At 72.6% G+C, this 21,546-nt stretch carries 19 protein-coding genes; 14 read left to right on the top strand and 5 right to left on the bottom strand.

Annotated elements, in window-relative coordinates; translation table 11 throughout:
* Positions 1-6: 6 nt before the first annotated feature.
* The gene (locus AB0J10_RS05980) at positions 7-1,809 is read right to left on the bottom strand and encodes a glycoside hydrolase family 15 protein (RefSeq protein ID WP_363058295.1); all 1,803 of its coding nucleotides are present in this window, start codon (positions 1,807-1,809) and stop codon (positions 7-9) included.
* A gap of 481 nt (positions 1,810-2,290) precedes the next feature.
* Between AB0J10_RS05980 and AB0J10_RS05975 the strand changes: the two genes are divergently transcribed.
* The 9 genes from AB0J10_RS05975 to AB0J10_RS05935 all read left to right on the top strand — a co-directional run bounded on the left by AB0J10_RS05975 (position 2,291) and on the right by AB0J10_RS05935 (position 14,135).
* Positions 2,291-3,976, top strand: coding sequence for a CTP synthase (locus tag AB0J10_RS05975; protein WP_363058226.1), 1,686 nt, complete (start codon positions 2,291-2,293; stop codon positions 3,974-3,976).
* A 77-nt stretch (positions 3,977-4,053) separates the two neighbouring features.
* A complete protein-coding gene (locus AB0J10_RS05970) occupies positions 4,054-4,680 on the top strand; it encodes an NUDIX hydrolase (protein WP_363058224.1) in 627 nt (208 codons plus the stop codon).
* Between the two features lie 345 nt (positions 4,681-5,025).
* Entirely contained in the window at positions 5,026-7,020 is a 1,995-nt protein-coding gene (locus tag AB0J10_RS05965) for a tetratricopeptide repeat protein (protein ID WP_363058222.1), read from the top strand.
* Between the two features lie 161 nt (positions 7,021-7,181).
* Positions 7,182-8,297: an alanine dehydrogenase gene (ald, locus tag AB0J10_RS05960; protein WP_363058293.1), complete on the top strand. Its 1,116-nt coding sequence runs from the start codon at positions 7,182-7,184 to the stop codon at positions 8,295-8,297.
* Positions 8,298-8,688: 391 nt separating this feature from the next.
* Entirely contained in the window at positions 8,689-9,852 is a 1,164-nt protein-coding gene (locus AB0J10_RS05955) for a ParA family protein (RefSeq protein ID WP_363058291.1), read from the top strand.
* Entirely contained in the window at positions 9,837-10,424 is a 588-nt protein-coding gene (locus tag AB0J10_RS05950; protein WP_363058220.1) for a hypothetical protein, read from the top strand. The genes AB0J10_RS05955 and AB0J10_RS05950 overlap by 16 nt, the downstream gene beginning before the upstream one ends.
* Before the next feature lie 806 nt (positions 10,425-11,230).
* Positions 11,231-12,271 carry a segregation/condensation protein A gene (locus AB0J10_RS05945; RefSeq protein ID WP_363058289.1) on the top strand — a complete coding sequence of 347 codons (1,041 nt, stop codon included), beginning with the start codon at positions 11,231-11,233 and terminating at the stop codon, positions 12,269-12,271.
* Positions 12,272-12,453: 182 nt separating this feature from the next.
* Positions 12,454-13,053, top strand: coding sequence for an SMC-Scp complex subunit ScpB (gene scpB / locus AB0J10_RS05940; protein WP_363058287.1), 600 nt, complete (start codon positions 12,454-12,456; stop codon positions 13,051-13,053).
* Positions 13,053-14,135 carry a pseudouridine synthase gene (locus AB0J10_RS05935; protein WP_363058218.1) on the top strand — a complete coding sequence of 361 codons (1,083 nt, stop codon included), beginning with the start codon at positions 13,053-13,055 and terminating at the stop codon, positions 14,133-14,135. Before scpB ends, AB0J10_RS05935 begins: the two co-directional genes overlap by 1 nt.
* A 144-nt stretch (positions 14,136-14,279) precedes the next feature.
* Here the strand turns inward: AB0J10_RS05935 and AB0J10_RS05930 are convergent, their stop codons facing one another.
* Positions 14,280-15,290 carry a pyridoxal-phosphate dependent enzyme gene (locus tag AB0J10_RS05930; protein WP_363058216.1) on the bottom strand — a complete coding sequence of 337 codons (1,011 nt, stop codon included), beginning with the start codon at positions 15,288-15,290 and terminating at the stop codon, positions 14,280-14,282.
* A gap of 140 nt (positions 15,291-15,430) precedes the next feature.
* On the opposite strand from AB0J10_RS05930, the gene pnuC reads away from it, so the two are divergent.
* Genes pnuC through AB0J10_RS05905 form a run of 5 tightly spaced genes read left to right on the top strand, consistent with a single transcriptional unit; the run spans position 15,431 to position 19,747 of the window.
* Positions 15,431-16,117, top strand: coding sequence for a nicotinamide riboside transporter PnuC (gene pnuC / locus AB0J10_RS05925; protein WP_363058214.1), 687 nt, complete (start codon positions 15,431-15,433; stop codon positions 16,115-16,117).
* Positions 16,114-17,220 carry an AAA family ATPase gene (locus AB0J10_RS05920; RefSeq protein ID WP_363058212.1) on the top strand — a complete coding sequence of 369 codons (1,107 nt, stop codon included), beginning with the start codon at positions 16,114-16,116 and terminating at the stop codon, positions 17,218-17,220. The genes pnuC and AB0J10_RS05920 overlap by 4 nt, the downstream gene beginning before the upstream one ends.
* On the top strand, positions 17,217-17,945 hold the full coding sequence (locus AB0J10_RS05915; RefSeq protein WP_363058210.1) for an NUDIX domain-containing protein: 729 nt from the start codon (positions 17,217-17,219) through the stop codon (positions 17,943-17,945). Before AB0J10_RS05920 ends, AB0J10_RS05915 begins: the two co-directional genes overlap by 4 nt.
* Entirely contained in the window at positions 17,942-18,982 is a 1,041-nt protein-coding gene (locus AB0J10_RS05910) for an ADP-ribosylglycohydrolase family protein (protein ID WP_363058208.1), read from the top strand. The genes AB0J10_RS05915 and AB0J10_RS05910 overlap by 4 nt, the downstream gene beginning before the upstream one ends.
* Positions 18,983-18,985: 3 nt before the next feature.
* Positions 18,986-19,747, top strand: coding sequence for a nucleotidyltransferase domain-containing protein (locus AB0J10_RS05905; protein WP_363058206.1), 762 nt, complete (start codon positions 18,986-18,988; stop codon positions 19,745-19,747).
* On the opposite strand, the gene AB0J10_RS05900 is transcribed toward AB0J10_RS05905, so the two are convergent.
* From AB0J10_RS05900 to AB0J10_RS05890, 3 genes are all read right to left on the bottom strand, one after another.
* On the bottom strand, positions 19,667-20,416 hold the full coding sequence (locus tag AB0J10_RS05900; protein ID WP_363058204.1) for a nucleotidyltransferase domain-containing protein: 750 nt from the start codon (positions 20,414-20,416) through the stop codon (positions 19,667-19,669). The genes AB0J10_RS05905 and AB0J10_RS05900 overlap by 81 nt on opposite strands.
* Before the next feature lie 140 nt (positions 20,417-20,556).
* Entirely contained in the window at positions 20,557-20,949 is a 393-nt protein-coding gene (locus tag AB0J10_RS05895) for a VOC family protein (protein WP_363058202.1), read from the bottom strand.
* Positions 20,946-21,248 (bottom strand): metalloregulator ArsR/SmtB family transcription factor, encoded by a 303-nt coding sequence (locus AB0J10_RS05890; RefSeq protein WP_363058200.1) that lies wholly within the window; start codon positions 21,246-21,248, stop codon positions 20,946-20,948. The genes AB0J10_RS05895 and AB0J10_RS05890 overlap by 4 nt, the downstream gene beginning before the upstream one ends.
* Positions 21,249-21,546: the final 298 nt, after the last annotated feature.

Below are 21,546 nucleotides of genomic sequence, written 5' to 3'. Positions count from 1 at the left end.
GGGACGTCAGCCGCCGTACGCGCCGGAGGCGGTGAGCCGCAGCGCCGTGTCGATCAGCGGGACGTGGCTGAACGCCTGCGGGAAGTTGCCCACCTGACGCTGCAGCCTCGGATCCCACTCCTCGGCGAGCAGTCCGAGGTCGTTGCGCAGCGACAGCAGCTTCTCGAAGAGCCGGCGTGCCTCGTCCACGCGTCCGATCATCGCCAGGTCGTCGGCGAGCCAGAACGAGCAGGCGAGGAACGCTCCCTCGTCGCCCTCGAGTCCGTCGACGCCGGCCTCGTCGCCGGCCGTCGGGTAACGCAGCACGAAGCCGTCCGGTGTCGACAGCTCCCGCTGGATCGCCTCGATGGTGCCGATGACGCGCTTGTCGTCCGGAGGCAGAAAGCCCATCTGCGGGATGAGCAGCAGTGATGCGTCGAGTTCCCTGGAGCCGTAGGACTGCGTGAAGGTGTTGCGCTCCTTGTCGTAACCCTTCTCGCAGACGTCACGGTGGATCTCGTCGCGCAGCTCGCGCCAGCGCTCCAGCGGACCGTCCGCGTCGCCCGACTCGATCAGCTTGATCGTGCGGTCGACGGCGACCCAGGCCATGACCTTGGAGTGCACGAAGTGCCGGCGCGGACCGCGGACCTCCCAGATGCCCTCGTCGGGCTGGTCCCAGTGGTCCTCCAGGTACCGGATCAGCTTCAGCTGGAGCACCGAGGCGTAGTCGTTGCGCGACAGACCCGTCATGTGGGCCAGGTGCAGGGCCTCGGTGACCTCGCCGTAGACGTCCAGCTGGAGCTGGTTCGCCGCGCCGTTGCCGACCCGTACCGGCGCGGAGCCCTCGTAGCCCGGCAGCCAGTCCAGCTCCGCCTCGCCGAGCTCCCGCTCCCCGGCGATGCCGTACATGATCTGCAGGTTCTCCGGGTCTCCGGCGACGGCGCGCAGCAGCCACTCGCGCCAGGCACGGGCCTCTTCGCGGTACCCGGTCCGCAGCAGCGAGGAGAGGGTGATGGCGGCGTCGCGCAGCCAGGTGTAGCGGTAGTCCCAGTTCCGGACGCCGCCGATCTCCTCGGGCAGCGAGGTGGTGGGCGCGGCGACGATGCCGCCGGTGGGCGCGTACGTGAGGGCCTTCAGAGTGATCAGGGAGCGGATCACGGACTCCCGGTAGGGGCCGTGGTAGGTGCAGTGCTCGACCCACTGGCGCCAGAAGTCCTCGGTGGCGTCCAGCGACCCCTCCGGGTCGGGCAGCGCGGGCGGCTGGTGGTGGGACGGCTGCCAGCTGATGGTGAAGGCGAGCCGGTCGCCGGGGGAGACCGTGAAGTCGGAGTAGGTCGTCAGGTCCTGGCCGTAGGTGTCGGCCGGGGTGTCCAGCCACACCGAGTCGGGGCCGGCGACGGCGACCGTGCGGTTGTCCACCTTGTGCACCCAGGGCACGACCCGGCCGTAGCTGAACCGCATCCGCAGGGCCGACCGCATGGGCACGCGACCGCTGACGCCCTCCACGACCCGGATCAGCTGGGGTGCGCCGTCACGGGGCGGCATGAAATCCGTCACGCGGACCGTGCCGCGTGGCGTGTCCCACTCCGATTCCAGGATCAGCGAGTCGCCCCGGTAGCGGCGACGGCTGGCCGCGGGCGGCTCGGTGTCCGCCGGGTAGGCCGGCCCGAGGCGCCAGAATCCGTGCTCCTCGGTGCCGAGAAGACCTGCGAAGACGGCATGCGAGTCGAAGCGGGGGAGGCACAGCCAGTCGACTGTGCCGTCCCGGCAGACCAGGGCAGCGGTCTGCATGTCTCCGATGAGTGCGTAGTCCTCGATGCGCCCGGCCACGTGGATCTCCAGTCGAACGGCCACGTCCGCCCAGCGTGGCACTTACTGCGGTCAAGGGGGTCAATCGGTCGATGACGAGCTCGCTCCGGGAAGGGTGTCCCACCCAGGCGAAACTGTGAGGGAAGGGCGGGGGTGGTGCCGTTCACCGGCCTGGCTCGGCAGCGATATTCCGAATCAAGTGTCCGAGCAGGATACGACGCACCCCGGTGATCCGCGCGACGCTCTCGGCAATGCATCGCGGCCGAACGGGTGAGCGCCTGGTGAACCCCGGTGGAGCCCGTTGAAGGCCATCATGCCCTGTGTGGCCGGAAGCAGTCTCCCCCGGGCGCTGATACCCTGGTAGCCCGTGGACCGGTGGTGCCCCCACTAGGGATGGCGGCCCCCGAACCGCAGCGACGGCACCCCGGGTGATCCCCGGATGTTCCCCGTGGGGCGCCGTTACGCACGACCACCTCGCGACCACGGGAGCCCCCTCTTGGCCATGCCGGCTCGATCCTCGACATCTACGACGACCAAGCACATCTTCGTCACCGGGGGTGTCGCCTCCTCCCTCGGCAAGGGCCTGACCGCCTCCAGCCTGGGCGCGCTCCTGAAGGCGCGGGGCCTGCGGGTCACCATGCAGAAGCTCGACCCGTACCTGAACGTCGACCCGGGGACGATGAACCCGTTCCAGCACGGTGAGGTGTTCGTCACGAACGACGGCGCCGAGACCGACCTGGACATCGGTCACTACGAGCGCTTCCTCGACGTGGACCTCGACGGTTCCGCGAACGTCACCACCGGCCAGGTGTACTCGACCGTGATCGCCAAGGAGCGGCGCGGCGAGTACCTGGGCGACACCGTCCAGGTGATCCCGCACATCACCAACGAGATCAAGCACCGCATCCGCCGTATGGCCACCGACGACGTCGACGTCGTGATCACCGAGGTCGGCGGCACCGTCGGCGACATCGAGTCGCTGCCGTTCCTGGAGACCGTCCGCCAGGTCCGCCACGAGGTCGGCCGGGACAACGTCTTCGTCGTGCACATCTCGCTGCTGCCGTACATCGGGCCGTCCGGGGAGCTGAAGACCAAGCCGACCCAGCACTCGGTCGCCGCGCTGCGGAACATCGGTATCCAGCCGGACGCGATCGTGCTGCGCGCCGACCGCGAGGTCCCCACCGCCATCAAGCGCAAGATCTCGCTGATGTGCGACGTCGACGAGGCGGCCGTGGTCGCCGCCATCGACGCCAAGTCGATCTACGACATCCCGAAGGTGCTGCACACCGAGGGCCTGGACGCCTACGTCGTGCGCAAGCTCGACCTGCCGTTCCGCGACGTCGACTGGACGATCTGGGACGACCTGCTGGACCGAGTGCACAACCCCGACCATGAGGTCAGTGTCGCGCTCGTCGGCAAGTACATCGACCTGCCGGACGCCTATCTGTCGGTGACCGAGGCCATGCGGGCCGGCGGCTTCGCGAACAAGGCCCGGGTCAAGGTGAAATGGGTCACGTCCGACGACTGCCGCACGCCCGCCGGTGCGCACAAGCAGCTCGGCGACGTGGACGCGATCCTGGTCCCGGGCGGCTTCGGCGAGCGCGGCGTCGACGGCAAGGTCGGCGCGATCCAGTACGCCCGCGAGAACAAGATCCCGCTGCTGGGCCTCTGTCTCGGCCTGCAGTGCATCGTGATCGAGGCCGCCCGCAACCTGGCCGAGATCCCCGACGCCAACTCCACGGAGTTCGACGCGGGCACCGCCAACCCCGTCATCTCCACGATGGAGGAGCAGCTGGCGTATGTGGAGGGCGCGGGCGACCTCGGCGGAACGATGCGGCTCGGTCTCTACCCGGCGAAGCTCGCCGAGGGCTCCATCGTCCGCGAGGTCTACGCGAACGAGCCGTACGTCGAGGAGCGCCACCGCCACCGCTACGAGGTGAACAACGCCTACCGCGCGGAGCTGGAGAAGAAGGCGGGCATCGTCTTCTCCGGAACCTCCCCGGACAACAAGCTCGTGGAGTACGTCGAGTACCCGCGCGAGGTGCACCCGTACCTGGTCGCGACCCAGGCCCACCCGGAGCTCCGCTCCCGCCCGACCCGTCCGCACCCGCTCTTCGCCGGCCTGGTGAAGGCGGCCGTGGAGCGGAAGACCGCGGGTCGGGGCGCAGAGCACAAGACGGGCAACTGAGGCAAAGGCGTTACGGTGGGCCGGGGCACGGAACGGGACGGGTTCCGCGCCCCGGTTCCGGCGTTTGGGAGGACGGCATGACCATCAAGGACACCCCCGAGGAGTGGCGGGTCACCGCGACCGCGACCCCGTTCAGGGGCAACAAGACCAGTGTCCGCACCGACGACGTGGTCATGCCCGACGGCTCGGTCGCGCGCCGCGACTACCAGGTGCACCCGGGATCGGTGGCGGTCCTGGCGCTCGACGAGGACGGCCGGGTCCTGGTGCTGCGCCAGTACCGGCACCCGGTGCGGCAGAAGCTCTGGGAGATCCCGGCCGGGCTGCTCGACGTCCCCGGAGAGAACCCGCTGACCGCGGCCCAGCGCGAGCTGTACGAGGAAGCACACGTCAAGGCGGTCGACTGGCGGGTCCTCGCGGACGTCTACACCACACCGGGCGGCTGCGACGAGGCCGTACGGATCTTCCTGGCCCGTGATCTGTCCGAGGCGGAGGGCGAGCGCTTCCAGGTCTCCGAGGAGGAGGCGGACATGGAGCTGGCCCGCGTCCCGCTCCAGGACCTGGTGCGCGGTGCACTCGCCGGCGATCTCCACAACAACTGCCTGGTGGTGGGCGTCCTCTCGGTCACGGCCGCCCTCGCGGGCGACGGCCTGGACTCCCTCCGCCCCGCCGAGGCCCCCTGGCCGGCCCGCCCGTTCGAGGCGTAGCACCGCAGGGTCGGGGCGGCGCTCCGGTCCAGGGGGGAGTGCCGCCCTGACCGCCGGCCCCCGTGCGCGGTCGTGCACGGGGTGGTGTGACCATCCGCTCATCCGATCGAGGGATCCTCCCGCCGCGCGCCGCCGCGCTCTCCCCGTTTCGGCGAGATGCCTGAATTACGCTCGGAGCGCCCCGCCCGGGCACCCGGCGCGGGTTCGGCTCGTACGGTGGCGGACTGGGGAGCGTGGCCCGTGACGGATCAGGCGGTGGACTTCGAGGAACCCTCGGCCGAGAACCGCCCGTCGCAGGCAGGGCCCCCGCCGGGGGAGCGGGACGGTCATGGGACCGTTGGTCCTGTGGGTGGGCAATTCATCGGACGCCAGCGGGAATTGAAGGCGCTGCGGGCCGACATCGAGCGGGCCGGTCTCGACACGATCTCCGGGCGCAAGGCGCCTCGTGCCCGAGTGCTGCTCGTCGCCGGGCGGCCGGGATCGGGGAGGACCGCGCTCGCCGCGGAACTGACGCGGCGGCTGGCGGACGAGTACCCGGACGGCGTGTTGTGGGCGAGGCTCAGCGAGCCCGGCGGCGAACCGGTCCCCACCGACCGCACCGCTCGCGGACTGCTGGAGACGCTCGGCGTCGGAGCACCGGCCGGCGCCGAAGAGGACCTGCTCACCGAGCTGGTACGTGAGGCGCTCGCGGTGCGGCGGTGCGTGCTCGTGCTGGACGACGCCGCCGATGCCGAGCAGGTGGACCCGCTGCTGCCGGACAACCCAGAATGCCTGGTCGTCGCCGTCTCCCAGGGGCCGCTCACCGGGATCCCGGACGTGCGGCCGTGCACCATCGGCGGCATGGACGCCAAGTCGGCGATCGAGCTGCTGAGCCGCTTCACCGGCTCGGTGCGGGTCACCGTCGACCCTCAGGCCGCCGAGTCGCTGGTCGAGCAGTGCGGCGGGCAGCCCGCCGCGATGGTGCTGGTCGGCGGCTGGCTCGCGGCCCGCCCCAAGGCCTCCGTCGCCGACGCGACCAAGCAGCTGAAGGGACTGGCCGACGATCCGGAGGCGCCCGTCGGGGCCCGGCCGCTGGCCCGGGCCTTCCGGCTCGTGCACGACTCGCTCCCGCAGTCGGCGGCACGGCTGCTGCGGCTGCTCGCCCTCGCCCCCGCCGGGCGGGCGGACGCGCACACCGCGTCCGCGCTGGCCGGCTGCTCGGTCTCGGCGGCCGGCTCGACCCTGGAGGACTTCGCCGCGCTCGGGCTGCTGCACGCGGTCGCCGGGGCGGGTGAGGCGGCCGAGCGGGTGGGGAGCCGGCAGTACGAGGTGCCGGCCTGCCTCGCCCCGCTGCTGCACGCACTGGTGACCGAGGAGGAGCGGCCGGCCGAGGTGCAGCTCGCCCGGGCCCGGATGCTGGAGCGGACCGTACGGCTGCTGCAGTCCTGCCGCGCCGTCACCGAAGCGGAGGGATCCACGGCCCGCAAGAAGCTCGCGGGGCTGCCGCGCGCCCTGCGTTTCTCCGGCCCCGCGGCCGCCGCGGCCTGGTTGGAGGAGCGCCGGTCCGCGCTGCTCGGGGCCGCCCGGATCGCGGTGGCCGACGGGGAGCTGGACACGCTGGCCCGGCGGCTGATCGCCGCACTCGTCCGGGCGCTGGTCGCGCACCGCGGCACCGAGTCGGCCGCCCCCGAGCTCTACGTGCTCCATCGGCTCGTCCTGGACGTGGCCGTACGGCGTGAACTGCACCGGGAGCAGGCCGCCGCGCTGCTGAACCTGGCCGACCTGGACGCCGGGACGGGCCGGACGGAGGAGGCGCTGGTGCGTTACCGGGCGGCCCTGGACGCGGGACGCCGCGGAAACGACCCGTACGCCACCGCCAGGGCGATGGAATCCGTAGGCGGTGCCCACCAGGAGCTCGGGGACTGGGAGCGGGCGGCGGACTGGTACGGGCGGGCCCTCGCCCAGCGCCTCGCCCGGGGCGAGCGCGCCGACGAGGCCCGGCTGTACGGCCGGCTGGGCGGTGTGCACACCTACGCCGGGCGGTACGGGGAGGCGCTGCGTAACTGGCGCGCGGCCGCGGCCGGATACCGGCGCCTCGGCGATCTGCCCGGACATGCGCGGGCGTTGAGCGAGGCGGCCCGGGTCCAGGAGTACGCGGGACGCCCGGAGGAGTCGCTGCGCACCTGTGAGGAGGCCGTGGCCTGGGCCCGAAGGGCCGGGGACCTGAGGCTCCAGGCCGCACTCCAGCTTCGGCTGGCCGACACGCTGGACCGCCTCGGCGACGCCGCCGCGGCCGGACTGCACCGTTCCGCCGCTGAGCGTCTGCTGGGAGGCGATGTTTCCGGCCTACGAAATCCGTAGTGTTGTCGTCAGAGAAATTTACTTTGCAAGGCTAGACAGCTGGAAATCCTTCATTAAACTGGCTCTGCCGGGTGTCGCCCCGGTCCATCCGATACGCCCGGCGTATCCGGGTAAGTATGGAACTGCACCAGAATCCCCCTGAGCCAAGGACCGTGATCGACGTGAAGGTCGGCATCCCCCGCGAGGTCAAGAACAACGAGTTCCGGGTGGCGATCACCCCCGCCGGCGTGCACGAGCTCGTGCGCAACGGCCACCAGGTCTTCATCGAGGCGAACGCCGGTGTCGGCTCCTCGATCACGGACGAGGAGTTCGTCGCGGCGGGCGGGCAGATCCTGCCCACCGCCGACGAGGTCTGGGCCACCGCCGACATGGTGCTCAAGGTCAAGGAGCCCATCGCGGAGGAGTACCACCGCATGCGCAAGGACCAGGTCCTCTTCACCTACCTGCACCTTGCCGCCTCCAAGGAGTGCACGGACGCCCTGATCGAGTCCGGCACCACCGCCATCGCCTACGAGACCGTCGAGCTCCCCAACCGCTCGCTGCCGCTCCTTGCCCCGATGTCCGAGGTCGCGGGTCGGCTGGCCCCGCAGGTCGGCGCCTACCACCTGATGCGCCCGGCCGGCGGCCGCGGCGTGCTGCCCGGCGGGGTCCCGGGCGTGACCCCGGCCAAGGCCGTCGTCATCGGCGGCGGTGTCTCCGGCTGGAACGCCACTCAGATCGCCGTCGGCATGGGCTTCGAGGTGACGCTCCTGGACCGCGACATCAACAAGCTGCGCGAGGCCGACAGGATCTTCGGTACGAAGGTCAAGGCCGTCATGTCCAACTCCTTCGAGCTGGAGAAGGCCGTCCTCGACGCCGACCTCGTCATCGGCGCGGTGCTCATCCCCGGCGCCAAGGCGCCGAAGCTGGTCACCAACGAGCTCGTCTCCCGCATGAAGCCGGGAAGTGTCCTTGTCGACATCGCGATCGACCAGGGCGGCTGCTTCGAGGACTCCCGTCCGACCACGCACGCCGAGCCGACCTTCCGGGTCCACAACTCGGTCTTCTACTGCGTCGCCAACATGCCCGGCGCCGTTCCGAACACCTCCACCAACGCGCTCACCAACGCCACGCTCCCCTACGTCGTGTCGCTGGCGAACAACGGCTGGGTCGAGGCGCTCCGCCGTGACCCGGCGCTGGCCAAGGGCCTCAACGTCCATGAGGGCCAGGTCGTTTACAAGGAGGTCGCCGAGGCGCACGGCCTCGAGACCGTCGAGCTGAACACGCTGCTCGGCTGACGCGCGACGACAACCGACCACCCCGTCGAACCGGGGTCGTCAACATCACGTATCCGGCCGGACCTTGAGGAGCAGGGTCCGGCCGGACGCGTGTCCGGCCCGCGCGGGCCGCTCGCTCAACTCGCCTTGAACGTAACCCTTCAACCGATTCGCACACCGCCGAAAGGCGCGGAACGGCTGCTGTGCACCCTTGACAGCAGGGTGTTCGGTTGCCGACACATCGGGCCGGGTCCGGCGGATTGTGTTGCTGCGGACCGGGGACACGCCATAGAGTCGCCAACCGTCGGCATGGTGCCACGCTGACCTATCGATAAGTTTCCTGGTCACGTCCAAGGAGGTAAGACGACTTGTGAATGAGTCGACATTTTCTCCCGGGGGCGGCCGCCCAGGAATGCTCCCGGTGCGCCCCATGGGCGTGGAGGTACCCCCGACGCCGGGCCAGGCGCCCCCGTCCGGGCCCGAAGCTGTCGGCTCCGTCGCTGTCCGTACCTTCGCGACTCATCAGCACATGACGACGACAGCCCACACGATGAAGATGATGGACGGCCAACACGTGAACGCCATGGCCGGCAACGAGAGTGGCCGAGAGTCCACCCACTTCGCCGACTACGACGAGGTGCCCGAGGGGCACTTCTACGATCCCGACGCCGAGTACGAGCCCGATCCGGAGTACGCGGCCACGCTCGCGCCCGACGCGGCCCGCCAGCGCCGCGAGCGCATCGGCCCGACCGGGCGCCCGCTGCCGTACTTCCCGATCCCCGGCCCGCTCACCGACCACGGCCCCGCGAAGATCATCGCGATGTGCAACCAGAAGGGCGGTGTCGGCAAGACGACGTCGACCATCAACCTGGGTGCCGCGCTCGCGGAGTACGGACGACGGGTGCTGCTCGTCGACTTCGACCCGCAGGGTGCCCTGTCGGTCGGTCTCGGCGTGAACCCGATGGAGCTCGACCTCACCGTCTACAACCTGCTCATGGAGCGGGGCATGTCCGCGGACGAGGTCCTGCTGAAGACCGCCGTGCCCAACATGGACCTGCTGCCGAGCAACATCGACCTCTCGGCGGCCGAGGTCCAGCTCGTGAGCGAGGTCGCCCGCGAGTCGACGCTGCAGCGCGCCCTGAAGCCGCTGATGCAGGACTACGACTACATCGTGATCGACTGTCAGCCGTCGCTCGGCCTGCTGACGGTGAACGCCCTGACGGCGGCTCACAAGGTGATCGTGCCGCTGGAGTGCGAGTTCTTCGCGCTGCGCGGCGTCGCCCTGCTCACCGAGACGATCGAGAAGGTCCAGGAGCGGCTCAACCCGGACCTGGAACTCGACGGCATCCTCGCCACGATGTACGACTCGCGCACGGTGCACAGCCGCGAGGTGCTGGCGCGGGTGGTCGAGGCGTTCGACGACCACGTCTACCACACGGTCATCGGGCGCACGGTGCGCTTCCCCGAGACGACCGTCGCCGGCGAGCCCATCACGACCTACGCGTCCAACTCCGTCGGTGCCGCCGCCTACCGCCAGCTCGCCAGGGAGGTGCTCGCCCGGTGTCACGCCGAGTGAGTCTGCCCGGAGCCGACGAGCTGTTCCGTACGACCGGGGGCACGGGGCTGCAGTCCTCGTCCCCCAGGCGGGGTCAGGCGGGGGTGAACGGCGAGGCCCGGGTTCCGGCGCCGGCCGGTGAGAGCGACCCGGTCGAGTCGCCCCCGGCCGCTTCGCAGCCCCCACCGCCGGCGTCGGGACCGGGCGCCCCGGCGGGCTCCGAGGAGCATTCCTCGGCCGGTGAGGCGGAGTCCGCGGAACCGCGGAGCCGCGCGGCGGACGGCGACCAGCCCGCCGCGGCGCAGGCCGCGCCGAAGGGGCGCCGCCCGCAGGAGGCCGCCGCCCCGCGCCGCCGGGGCCGCGCGGCGGGCCGCCGGCCCAGCGGCCGGGAACGGCACGACGAGAAGATCACGGTCTATGTCTCGGCCGAGGAACTCATGGACCTCGAGCACGCGCGGCTGGTGCTGCGCGGCGAGCACGGACTGGCCGTGGACCGCGGACGCATCGTCCGCGAAGCGGTGGCGGTCGTCCTGGCGGACCTCGAGTCCCGGGGCGACGCGAGCATCCTGGTACGGCGCCTGCGCGGTCGCTGACCCGGTAGCCTGCGCGCGACGTTCCCTCCGCCCACTGGACCACGATGCCGCCGACCGATCCCGCCGCACCCCGGCCTCCGGCCCGCCCGCCCCGTCGCACGCTGGGCCGCGGCCCGGGGACGGCAGCCGCGCCGTCGGCGGACCCCGCACCGGAGCCCGGCGCCGCCCACGAGCGGCCCACGGCGCCCGAGAGCGACCCCCGGGCCCCCGACGACGGCCCGGGTCGCGCGGACGGCCCTGGAGGGGCGCCTTCCGGCCTTGGACGGAACCCGGCCGCCGGCCACGGCGGCGCGGCGGGCGGCGACGGGCCCGGGACGGCGCTCTCCGCCTCCGAGCCGGTCCGGGAGCCCCGGCACGTTTCCGGGCGCGAGGGCTCCACCACCGCATCGGCCGACGACCGGGCGCCCGCGCCCGATCCGGTTCCGGCCTCCGCTCCCGTCCCGGTTCCGGCCTCCGCCCCCGTCCCGGTTCCGGCCTCCGCCCCCGTCCCGGTTCCGGCCTCCGCTCCCGCTCCGGTTCCGGCCTCCGCTCCCGTCCCGGTCTCCGTTCCCGTGCCCGTTCCGGAGGACGGTGCCGCCGAGCCGGCGGCGTCCGAGGAGGACGCCGATACGGCCGAAACCCCCTCCAGCGGCCCCGACGGCGCCACGGACCCGCGCGGGGGCGCGCCGACGGCGCCCGCGCCGGGTGGGCGGGCGTCCGAGAAGGGTCCCCCTGCCCGGGCCACCGATCCGGCCGGTGGGGGAGAGGCCCCCGCGAAGGTCCCCGAAACCGCGGCATCGGCCCCGGAGCACGCAGTCGAGGGCTGGGTGCCGGGCCCCGCCCGGGCGCGGGAGGGTTCAGCAGTGGCGGGCGGCGAGCCCGGCACCCGCACCCCCGCGCTCGGCCTGGCGCCGGCCGAGGCCCCCGGCGCCGCAGCGGCGGCCGGAGCCGGGACCGGAGCCGCCGTGGCCGTCCTCGCGGACACCGCCCACAACACCGCCGCCGCCGCGCCGGCCGGGGCCGCCGGGCCCCACGCGGCAAGGGCGGAGGGCGTCGCGGAGCCCGTCGACGACGGGCGGTTCACGGTGCGGCTCGCGAACTTCGAGGGACCGTTCGACCTGCTGCTGCAGCTGATCTCCAAGCACAAGCTCGATGTCACCGAGGTCGCCCTCTCCAAGGTCACCGACGAGTTCATGGCGCACATCCGCGCGATGGGACCCGACTGGGACCTCGACCAGACCACCGAGTTCCTGGTCGTCGCCGCGACCCTGCTCGACCTGAAGGCGGCCCGGCTGCTGCCGGCCGCCGAGGTGGAGGACGAGGCGGACCTCGCGCTCCTGGAGGCGCGGGACCTGCTGTTCGCCCGGCTGCTCCAGTACCGCGCGTACAAGCAGGTCGCGGAGATCTTCAGCGGCAGGCTCGACGAGGAGTCGCGGCGGTACCCCCGCACCGTCGGCCTGGAGGACCACCACGCCGAGCTGCTTCCCGACGTCGTCATCAGCATCGGCGCGGAGGGCTTCGCCAAGCTCGCGGTCAAGGCGATGCAGCCCAGGCCGAAGCCGCAGGTGTACGTGGACCACATCCACGCACCGCTCGTGAGCGTGCGCGAGCAGGCCGAGGTCGTCGTGGCCCTGCTGCGCGAGCGCGGCAGGGCGAGCTTCCGGGAACTGACCGACGGGGTGACGGACACCCTCACCGTGGTCGCCCGTTTCCTGGCCCTGCTGGAGCTCTATCGTGAGAGGGCCGTCGTCCTGGACCAGGAGGACGCCCTGGGGGAGCTGGTGGTCACCTGGGCCGGCGGCGAGGCCGGCGCGCATGTCACGGACGAGTTCGACCGGACCCCCGAGAGCATGGAGGACAAGGCGTGAGCGACGCCCTCGAACAGCCCGCCGCGCCCGGGACCCGCACCGCCACCGCGCCCGGGACCCGCACCGCCACCGCGCCCGGGACCCGCACCGCCACCGCGCCCGGGACCCGCACCGCCACCGCGCCCGGGACCCGCGCCGCCACCGCGCCCGGGGAGGGGGACGCACCGGCGGACCGGCCCGCCATCAAGCCGGCACTCGAGGCCGTTCTCATGGTCGTCGACGAGCCGGCCACCGAGGAGCACCTCGCCAAGGTCCTCGAGCAGCCCCGCCGCGCCGTCGCCGACGCCCTGCGCGAGCTGGCGGACGAGTACACGGTCCAGGGCCGCGGCTTCGAACTGCGACTCGTCGCCGGCGGCTGGCGCTTCTACACCCGCCCCGAGCACGCCGCGGCCGTCGAGCGTTTCGTCCTCGACGGCCAGCAGGCCCGGCTCACGCAGGCCGCCCTGGAGACGCTGGCCGTCGTCGCGTACCGGCAGCCCGTCAGCCGCTCCCGGGTCTCCGCGGTGCGCGGAGTGAACTGCGACGGCGTCATGCGCACCCTCCTCCAGCGCGGTCTGGTCGAGGAGGCGGGCGCGGAACCCGAAACAGGTGCGATCCTGTACAGGACGACGAACTACTTCCTGGAGCGGATGGGCCTGCGCGGTCTGGACGAGCTCCCCGAGCTCGCGCCGTTCCTCCCCGAGGCGGAGGCGATCGAGGCCGAGACCCAGGAGGGTGTCCCGTCGTTCGATCCGGACGCCCCGGACACAGACGCAGACGACACGACGACGACGGAACTTTGATGCGAAGCAGCGGCAGGAACAGCAGCGGACGCGGCGACTACCGGGGTACCGGTGGGGGCGCCGCCCGGTCGAGGAGCGGGGGACAGCGCGAGGACAAGCCGAAGCGCGCGGGCAAGCCCCGTCCCGAGGAGCGCCGCTACGACGTCGGGGGCTCGGCGTCCGAGGGCCCGAAGAAGGGCCGTGGCGCGGCCGCCCGGGGCGGCGCCAAGGGAGGGCCGAAGCAGTCCCCGCAGCGCGGTGGCGGGCGTACGGCCCCCGCCCGCTCCCGTGAGTACGAGGCCCGTGCCGAGGAGCGCAACCGCGAGCGCTACGCGAACAAGCCCCGGACCAGCACGCCCAAGACGTTTCCGGGTGCCGAGCAGGAGGGCGAGCGGCTGCAGAAGGTGCTCGCCCGCGCAGGCTACGGTTCGCGGCGCGCCTGCGAGGAACTGATCGACATGGCCCGTGTCGAGGTCAACGGCGAGATCGTGACCGAGCAGGGGCTGCGCGTCGACCCGGCGAAGGACGAGATCAAGGTCGACGGGCTGACGGTCGCCACGCAGTCGTACCAGTTCTTCGCGCTCAACAAGCCGGCCGGAGTCGTCTCCACGATGGAGGACCCGGACGGCCGTCAGTGCCTCGGGGACTACGTCACCAACCGCGAGACCCGTCTGTTCCACGTCGGGCGGCTCGACACCGAGACCGAGGGCATCATCCTGCTCACCAACCACGGCGAGCTGGCGCACCGTCTGACTCACCCCAAGTACGGCGTGCAGAAGACCTACCTGGCCGCGGTCCAGGGCCCCCTCCCCCGTGAGGTCGGCAAGCGCCTCAGGGAAGGCATCCAGCTGGAGGACGGGTACGCCCGCGCGGACCACTTCCGGGTCGTGGAGCAGACTGGCAAGAACTACCTCGTCGAGGTCACGCTGCACGAGGGCCGCAAGCACATCGTCCGCCGCATGCTGGCCGAGGCGGGCTTCCCGGTCGACAAGCTCGTGCGGATCGCTTTCGGCCCGATCGCGCTCGGCGACCAGAAGTCCGGCTGGCTGCGCCGGCTGAGCAACACCGAGGTCGGGATGCTGATGAAGGAAGTCGGGCTCTGACACCTGACGTTCCCCGGCGGGTGAGTGCCGGGAACGCCTTTCCGCCGCTCTCCCGCAGGCGGTGAGCGGCGGCGGGCGGCCGGGCCCCCCGGGGCGTCGGTCCGCCGTCGTGCGCGGTGGGCGCCGGCTGCCGGCGCCCGCGGTTCAGGTGCTGTCCCGGGGGCCGTGGGTCTGGAGGAACAGCACGGGCCCGCCGCCGAACCGGCCGCATTCGGCCAGGTCCATCAGTGCGCCCAGCGCCTTGGCCGTGTAGACGGGTTCGAGGTCCAGCCCCGCGCTCTCCGCGGCCAGGCGGCGGGCCTCCAGCGCCCGAGGGGTGGGGTGCCCGTAGCCGGGGCCCAGCCAGTCGCGTACCAGCGTCACGTCGTCCGGTGCGACGATGCCGCGAGGCAGGTCCGCGCCCCGTGCGCGCAGCAGCCGCTCCGTCCGCCCGGCCAGGGCGGCGACGGTGCGGGCGTCGAGCCTGAGGGTGTCGTTGACGACCACACCGACGACCCGGGTGCGCTCCAGGCCGGCGAGCCGGAGGCCGAGGGCGAGCCCGGCCGCGGTCCCTCCCGATCCGACGGCGGTCACGACGTGGGACGGTTCGGGGAGGTCGCCCGCGGAGACCTGCGCCGCGAGTTCGAGGGCCGCCTCCGCACAGCCGAGTGTGCCGACCGGGGAGGAACCGCCTGCGGGCAGGAAGTACGGCAGCCGCCCGTGCGCCGAGTGGCGCAGGAAGAGCCAGGGCGCGGCGGCGATCGTCCGGGCCTTCGTACGGGTGAAGTGCAGGGTGGCACCGGAGCGGCGCAGCCGCTCCAGCTGCCGCCGGACATGGTCGTCGGCGGGCTGGTCGACCAGGGCGAGGGCCGTCCGCAGCCCCCGTTCCCCCGCGTAGAGGGCCGTGGCCAGGCCCCAGTTGGTGCCCGTGCCGCCCACCGTGAGGATCGTGCGGGCTCCGCGGCGGCGCACGTCGGGGAGGATCCACTCCAGCTTGCGGACCTTGTTGCCGCCCCAGCCCCCGGAGCCGTACCCGCTCTCGTCCTTGCACCACAGAGGGACCGGGCCGATGAGGCCGGTCAGTTCGCGCACGGGTGTCGGCCCGTCGCCGAGGCGTTCACGGGGCAGGGTCCCGGACAGTTCGGGGTGGAGCCGGTGCAGCGACGGCCCGTTCATTCCGGTCTGCTCCCTTCGCCGGTGTGCCGCCCGCGCGGCGGTGCCGCGCCGGACATCGCTCCCAGCCTTCCGCTCTTGTGCTTGTCGGACCACCCCTTCCCCCTTTATAGTCATAGTGACTCTAAAAGAAGGGGGCGGTCGTGAGCCTCTCGGACGTGCTCGTGCCGCTCCAGCAGCCGCTGTTCACGCTGCTCGGCACGCCGGTCAGCTGGACCGAGGTACTCGGCTTCGGCAGCGGGGCCCTGTGCGTCTGGCTCGTCGCCCGGCAGCACATCGCCAACTGGCCCGTCGGCATCGCCAACAACGTCCTCTTCGTCCTGCTCTTCACCCAGGCCGGCCTGTACGCCGACGCGGGGCTGCAGGTCGTCTTCATCACCCTCGCCGTGTACGGCTGGTGGACCTGGACCCACGGGGGTGGACCAGGCTCCGACGCCCTCCCGGTGCGCCGCACCACGCGCACCGAGTGGACCTGGCTGATCGCGGCGGGGGTGGTGGGGACAGTCGCGCTGACGCTGCTCCTGGACCGCGCCACCGACTCCGACGTCCCCTTCTGGGACGCGCTGACCACCGCGCTGTCCCTGACGGCGACGTACGGGCAGTGCCGCAAGCGGCTGGAGTCCTGGTGGCTGTGGATCGCGGCGGACGTGGTCTACGTGCCCCTGTACGCGTACAAGGAGCTGTATCTCACCGCGCTGCTGTACATCGGCTTCATGACGCTCTGCGTCCTCGGGCTGCGCCACTGGTCGCGTGACCTGGCGGCGCGGCGCCCGCTGCCGGTGCCCACCGGTGGGGCGAAGCAGGACACGACCGCGGAGGCGACGACGTGAAGCGCTACCGGCACGGGCTCGTCCTCGGCAAGTTCTATCCGCCGCACGCGGGCCACCACCACCTCGTTCGGACCGCCCGCGACCGCTGCGACCGGCTGACCGTCCTCGTCTGCGCGGCGTCGGTGGAGTCGATCCCGCTCGACGCGCGGATGGCGTGGATGAGCGAGGTGCACCCGGACGTCCGGGTCGTCGGCGCGATCGACGACATCCCCGTCGACATCACCGACCCGGCGGTCTGGGACGCGCACATGGCGGTCTTCCGCGCGGCCGTCCCCGGGCGGGTGGACGCCGTCTTCACCTCCGAGGCGTACGGCGACGAACTGGCCCGCAGGTTCAGCGCCGACTCGATCTGCGTCGACCCGGGGCGCACGGTCTTCCCCGTCTCCGGCACGGCCGTACGCAAGGACCCCGTCGCCTGCTGGGACTTCCTGGAGCCGCCCGTACGGGCCGCTCTCGCCCGGCGCGTGGTCGTCCTGGGCGCGGAGTCCACCGGCACCACCACACTCGCCGAGGCGCTTGCCGCGCACTACCGGGCACGTGGCGGGGTCTGGTCGCGCACCGCCGCCGTGCCCGAGTACGGAAGGGAGTTCAGCGAGCGGAAACTGGCCGCCCTGCGAGCCGAACGGCCCGGTGCCACCTGGTCGGACGTGCGCTTCGAAGGCGACGACTTCCCGCTGATCGCCCGGCGCCAGACCGAACTGGAGAACGCCGCCGCCCGGATCGGCTCCCCGGTCCTGATCTGCGACACGGACGCCTTCGCCACCACCGTCTGGCACGAGCGCTATCTGGGCGGCCGGCACGCGGAGGTCGCCCGGATCGCCGCAACCGGCCAGGGCGACCTCTGGCTGCTCACCGACCACGAGGGAGTGCCCTTCGAGGACGACGGGCTGCGCGACGGCGAGCATCTGCGGCCGTGGATGACCGCCCGGTTCGCCGAGGAACTCAGCCGCACCGGACGGCGGTTCGTCACCGTCACCGGCCCGCACCAGCAGCGGCTGGCCACTGCCGTCGCCGCCGTCGACGAACTGCTCGCCGAGGGCAGGCACTTCGCCGACCCCCTGCCCACCCGCGGCGGGGACGCCCCCGTGCCGGAGCTCCGATGAGCGTCGAGGGGTACGACCCGAGGGCCTTCCCGCCCTTCGCCGTCACCGTCGACCTCGCCGTCTTCACGGTCCGCGACGGCGAACTGCACGTCCTGCTGATCGAGCGCGGCGCCGAACCGTACAAGGGCGCCTGGGCGCTCCCCGGCGGCTTCATCCTCCCGCGCGAGTCGGCCGGGCAGGCCGCCCGCCGCGAACTCGCCGAGGAGACCGGCCTGTCGGCGAGCACCGTCGCCGGCCTCCACCTGGAGCAGCTGCGCACCTACAGCGACCCCGACCGCGACCCGCGGATGCGCGTCGTGTCGGTCGCGTACACCGCCCTCGTGCCCGATCTGCCCGAGCCCCGCGGCGGGGGCGACGCCGCACACGCCCGGTGGGTGCCCCACGGCAGCCAGGGCCGACTCGCCTTCGACCACGAGCGCATTCTCGCCGACGCCCACGAACGCGTCGGCGCCAAGCTCGAGTACACCGGCCTCGCCACCGCCTTCTGCCCCGCCGAGTTCACCCTCGGCGAGCTGCGGCAGGTGTACGAGACCGTCTGGGGTGTCGAGCTCGACCGCCCCAACTTCCGGCGCAAGGTCCTCACCACGCCCGGCTTCGTGGAAGCCGTCGAAGGAGGCGCGCGCCTGACCGGCGGCCGGGGAAAACCGGCCGCACTCTACCGCGCGGGGCCGGCCAACGCCCTGCACCCCCCGCTACTGCGACCGGAAGGACGGCATTCGACATGACGGACACGACCGACCTGGCGGCCACGCGGACCGCCACCAAGCAGGCCGCCACCGGCACCCTCGTCGGGCTGGCGCTCGGCGACGCGCTCGGCTTCCCCACCGAGTTCAAGGACGTGCCCTCGATCCTCGCCACGTTCGGGCCCTGGCGCGAGATGGACCTGCCGAGGTCCGCGGTGGTCACCGACGACACCCAGATGACGCTGGCCCTCGCCCGCGGCATCCGCACGGCCACGGACCGGGGACTGCTCGCCCCGCTGCGGCTGACCCGGCCGGTGCGCGAGGAGTTCGTGGACTGGTACCACTCGCCCGACAACAACCGTGCACCCGGCCGCACCTGCCTGGTCGCCTGCCACAAGCTCGACAGCGACATGCCCTGGCAGGAGGCCAGCCAGATCGCGTCCAAGGGCTGCGGGGCCAACATGCGCGTCGCGCCCGTCGGGCTCGTGCCCGGCCTCAGCGACGGGCAGCGCGCCGGAGCCGCCCAGCTCCAGGCCGCGCTCACCCACGGCCACCCGACCGCGCTGGCCGCCTCCGATCTCACGGCGCGGGCCGTCCACCTGCTCGCCCGCGGCACGGAACCGCTCGGCCTCGTCGGCCGGCTCCGGTCGTACGCGTACGAGAACCGCTCCCGCTACCACCGCCAGTGGCTCGGCGACCTCTGGACGTACGCCCACGACGCCACGCCCGAGGCTTTCATCGAACGCGGCTGGGACGAATGCCTGACGGCGCTGGAGCGCCTGGCCGCCGCCCTGCGGGACGCCGACCCGGAGACCGATCCGTGCCTCGCCACCGGGGACGGCTGGATCGCGGAGGAGGCCCTCGCGACCGCCCTGCACTGTTTCCTTCTCTTCCCCGAGGAGCCGCTGACGGCGCTGCGCCGGGCCGCCTGCACCCGGGGCGACTCCGACTCGATCGCCTGCCTCGCCGGCGCTTTCGCCGGAGCCCACCTCGGTGCCCGGGCCTGGCCCAAGGAGTGGGAGGAGCGCATCGAGTACCGGAGCGAGCTGCTGACGCTCGGCGCCCTCTGGGACGCTTGAGCCATGACCCTCGCCCTCCACCCCGCCGAACTCGCCCCGATCGTCCGGGAACAGCCCCACCCGCTGCTCTTCGCCACGGTCTCCGGCGCGCACCTCTACGGCTTTCCGTCCCGCGACTCGGACGTGGATCTGCGCGGAGTCCATCTGCTGCCGGTGGAGGACCTGGTCGGACTGCGCGAACCGGACGAGACCCGGTCCCTGATGTGGGTCAGGGACGGGGTCGAGATGGACCTCGTCACACACGACCTCAGAAAGTTCGTGCGGCTGATGCTGCGGCGCAACGGCTATGTGCTGGAGCAGCTGCTCTCACCGCTGGTCGCCCACACCTCGGCGGCCCACGGAGAGCTCGTCGCGCTCGCGCCCGGGGTGCTGACCGCGCACCACGCCCACCACTACCGCGGGTTCGCCGGCACCCAGTGGCGGCTGTTCGAGAAGACCGGCGAGCTGAAGCCCCTGCTCTACACCTACCGGGCGCTGCTCACCGGCATCCATCTGATGCGCTCGGGCGAGGTCGTCGCCCATCTGCCCACGCTGCTCGGCGAGGTGGCGGCACCGGCCCGGCTGCCCGAGCTGATCGCGGCGAAGAGGGAGGCCGAGCACGGGGCGGCACTCGTGGACACCGAGGCCGTCCGCGCCGAGGTGGAGGAACTGCACTCCGTCCTGGACGAGGCCCGTGCGCGCTCGTCACTGCCCGGCGAGGCCACCGCCGGCGACGACCTGCACGACCTCGTCGTCCGGACCCGGCTGGACCTCCCGCAGCGCTGACGCCTGCCGTACCCGGACCAGGAAGTCCTCGACCCGCGCCCGGTCCGGTTCGGCCGGGAGCGGGGTTCCGTCCGCGGCCGCGTCGGCCTCCCCGGCCAGCCGGGTCATCCAGGACTCGACCTCGGGCCAGGGCACTTCGCCCCGCTTCACCGCCAGCAGCCGCTCCCGTTCCTCGCCCACGTCGATCACCAGCCGGCCCGTACGGAGCAGATCGCGGCAGCTCCCCAGCAGCCGCAGCAGGTGCATCGCGTGCTTCCAGCGCGGAAAGCCGTGCTGCCGTACGTCGGCGTCCAGTTTGCGCCGCTGGCCGAGGGCGTACCGCACGAACGTCCCGTGGGCCTGCCGGGACAGGAACGCCTCGCGCAGCGCCAGCAGTTCACGGCCGGTGTCGTCGACGCGCACGACCAGCGGGGAGTACAGGCACTCCAGGACGTTCGGATTGGCCCGCAGCGCCAGCTCGCAGAAGCGTTCCAGCTCCCATGAGAACTGCTCCGCCGCGGGTCCCCCGGTGTGCGTCGGCGGCTTGTCGAAGCGCCAGTACAGGGCGGTGGGCGCGAGGAAGACACCGCGCAGGTCGGTGTCGCTGCCGTCCGTGGCCAGGCCGAAGGCCCGTGAACCCATGACGCAGGAGTAGATCGTGTGGTCGCGCACCAGGTCCTCGGGAGTCATGGGCGAAGGCTACGCGCCGCTGCCCGCGGGCCGGGGTGCGGGCTGAACGGGGCTCCCGGGTGCGGTGGCGGAGCTCCCGGCGGCACGGCGACGGGCGCGGGAGGGGACCGTCCGGGAGGGCCCCGCACGCGGCCGCCCGCCTACCGCGGCCGCGACGCGATCTGGATCAGGTTGCCGCAGGTGTCGTCGAGGACGGCGGTGGTGACGGGGCCCATCTCCAGGGGCTGCTGGGTGAAGCGGACACCGAGGGCGCTCAGCCGCTCGTGCTCCGCCTGCACGTCGTCGACGGCGAACTGGGCGAGTGGGATGCCGTCCTCGACGAGCGCGTCGCGGTAGGTCCTGGCGGCCGGGTGGCGGGCGGGTTCCAGGAGGAGTTCGGTGCCGTCCGGCTCGTCGGGGGAGACGACGGTCAGCCACCGGTCCTGATCGCCCACCGGGACGTCGTGCTTCTTCACGAAGCCGAGGATCTCGGTGTAGAAGCGCAGGGCCCTGGCCTGGTCGTCGACGAAGACGCTGGTCAGATGGATCTTCATGGGGTGCCGTCCTCCGGGTCGGGTGCCCCGGGTAGGGGCCATCGCTCGGCGATGTGCCGCAGCGGGGCGGTGTTCAGGTCGTGGAACTTGCAGCGGCCCTCCCGCCTGGTCTCGACGAGCCCTGCGGCCTCCAGCACGGCGAGGTGCTGGGAGACCGCCTGGCGCGAGATGCCGAGCCCGTGCCTCATGCCCAGTCGCGCACAGATCTCGAACAGCGTCTGTCCGGACCTCTCCGCGAGCTCGTCGAGGATGGTGCGGCGGGTGGGGTCGGCCAGGGCTCGGAAAAGGTCGTCGGCCACGACCGCAGGATAGGCAAGTGGTCACTTGCCTATCAAGCTCGGGGTGCGCCGCGTCGGGGCTCCGCGGCCGGGAGCCGGCGGGCGCCCCCGGTCGCCCGCGCCGGCAGACGTCGGCGCGGACGTCCCCGCCCGGTCGTGCCGACTGGGACGCTCCCGGCAGATGGCGGCACCCACGGCGGGCCCGAGGAGCGAGCCTCCGGTCGGGGCAGCGGGCCGTGTCCGGCACATCCCGCCCGTCTGCCGGGCGGGATGTGCCGGGCGGACTGCGCCGTGTGTCGGGCACGGCCTGGGCGAGCCG

Source organism: Streptomyces sp. NPDC049887, assembly GCF_040656535.1.
GTDB lineage: Bacteria > Actinomycetota > Actinomycetes > Streptomycetales > Streptomycetaceae > Streptomyces.
Note: the sequence above shows the minus strand (reverse complement) of the source record. Positions and strands in the feature narration are given on the sequence as shown.

Coding starts and splice junctions, on each gene's coding strand:
- AB0J10_RS05895 (WP_363058202.1), bottom strand. CDS start 20,949: ATGAAGATCCATCTGACCAGCGTCTTCGTCGACGACCAGGCCAGGGCC.
- AB0J10_RS05900 (WP_363058204.1), bottom strand. CDS start 20,416: ATGACTCCCGAGGACCTGGTGCGCGACCACACGATCTACTCCTGCGTC.
- AB0J10_RS05910 (WP_363058208.1), top strand. CDS start 17,942: ATGACGGACACGACCGACCTGGCGGCCACGCGGACCGCCACCAAGCAG.
- AB0J10_RS05930 (WP_363058216.1), bottom strand. CDS start 15,290: ATGAACGGGCCGTCGCTGCACCGGCTCCACCCCGAACTGTCCGGGACC.
- AB0J10_RS05935 (WP_363058218.1), top strand. CDS start 13,053: ATGCGAAGCAGCGGCAGGAACAGCAGCGGACGCGGCGACTACCGGGGT.
- AB0J10_RS05915 (WP_363058210.1), top strand. CDS start 17,217: ATGAGCGTCGAGGGGTACGACCCGAGGGCCTTCCCGCCCTTCGCCGTC.
- AB0J10_RS05975 (WP_363058226.1), top strand. CDS start 2,291: ATGCCGGCTCGATCCTCGACATCTACGACGACCAAGCACATCTTCGTC.
- AB0J10_RS05955 (WP_363058291.1), top strand. CDS start 8,689: ATGCTCCCGGTGCGCCCCATGGGCGTGGAGGTACCCCCGACGCCGGGC.
- AB0J10_RS05970 (WP_363058224.1), top strand. CDS start 4,054: ATGACCATCAAGGACACCCCCGAGGAGTGGCGGGTCACCGCGACCGCG.
- AB0J10_RS05905 (WP_363058206.1), top strand. CDS start 18,986: ATGACCCTCGCCCTCCACCCCGCCGAACTCGCCCCGATCGTCCGGGAA.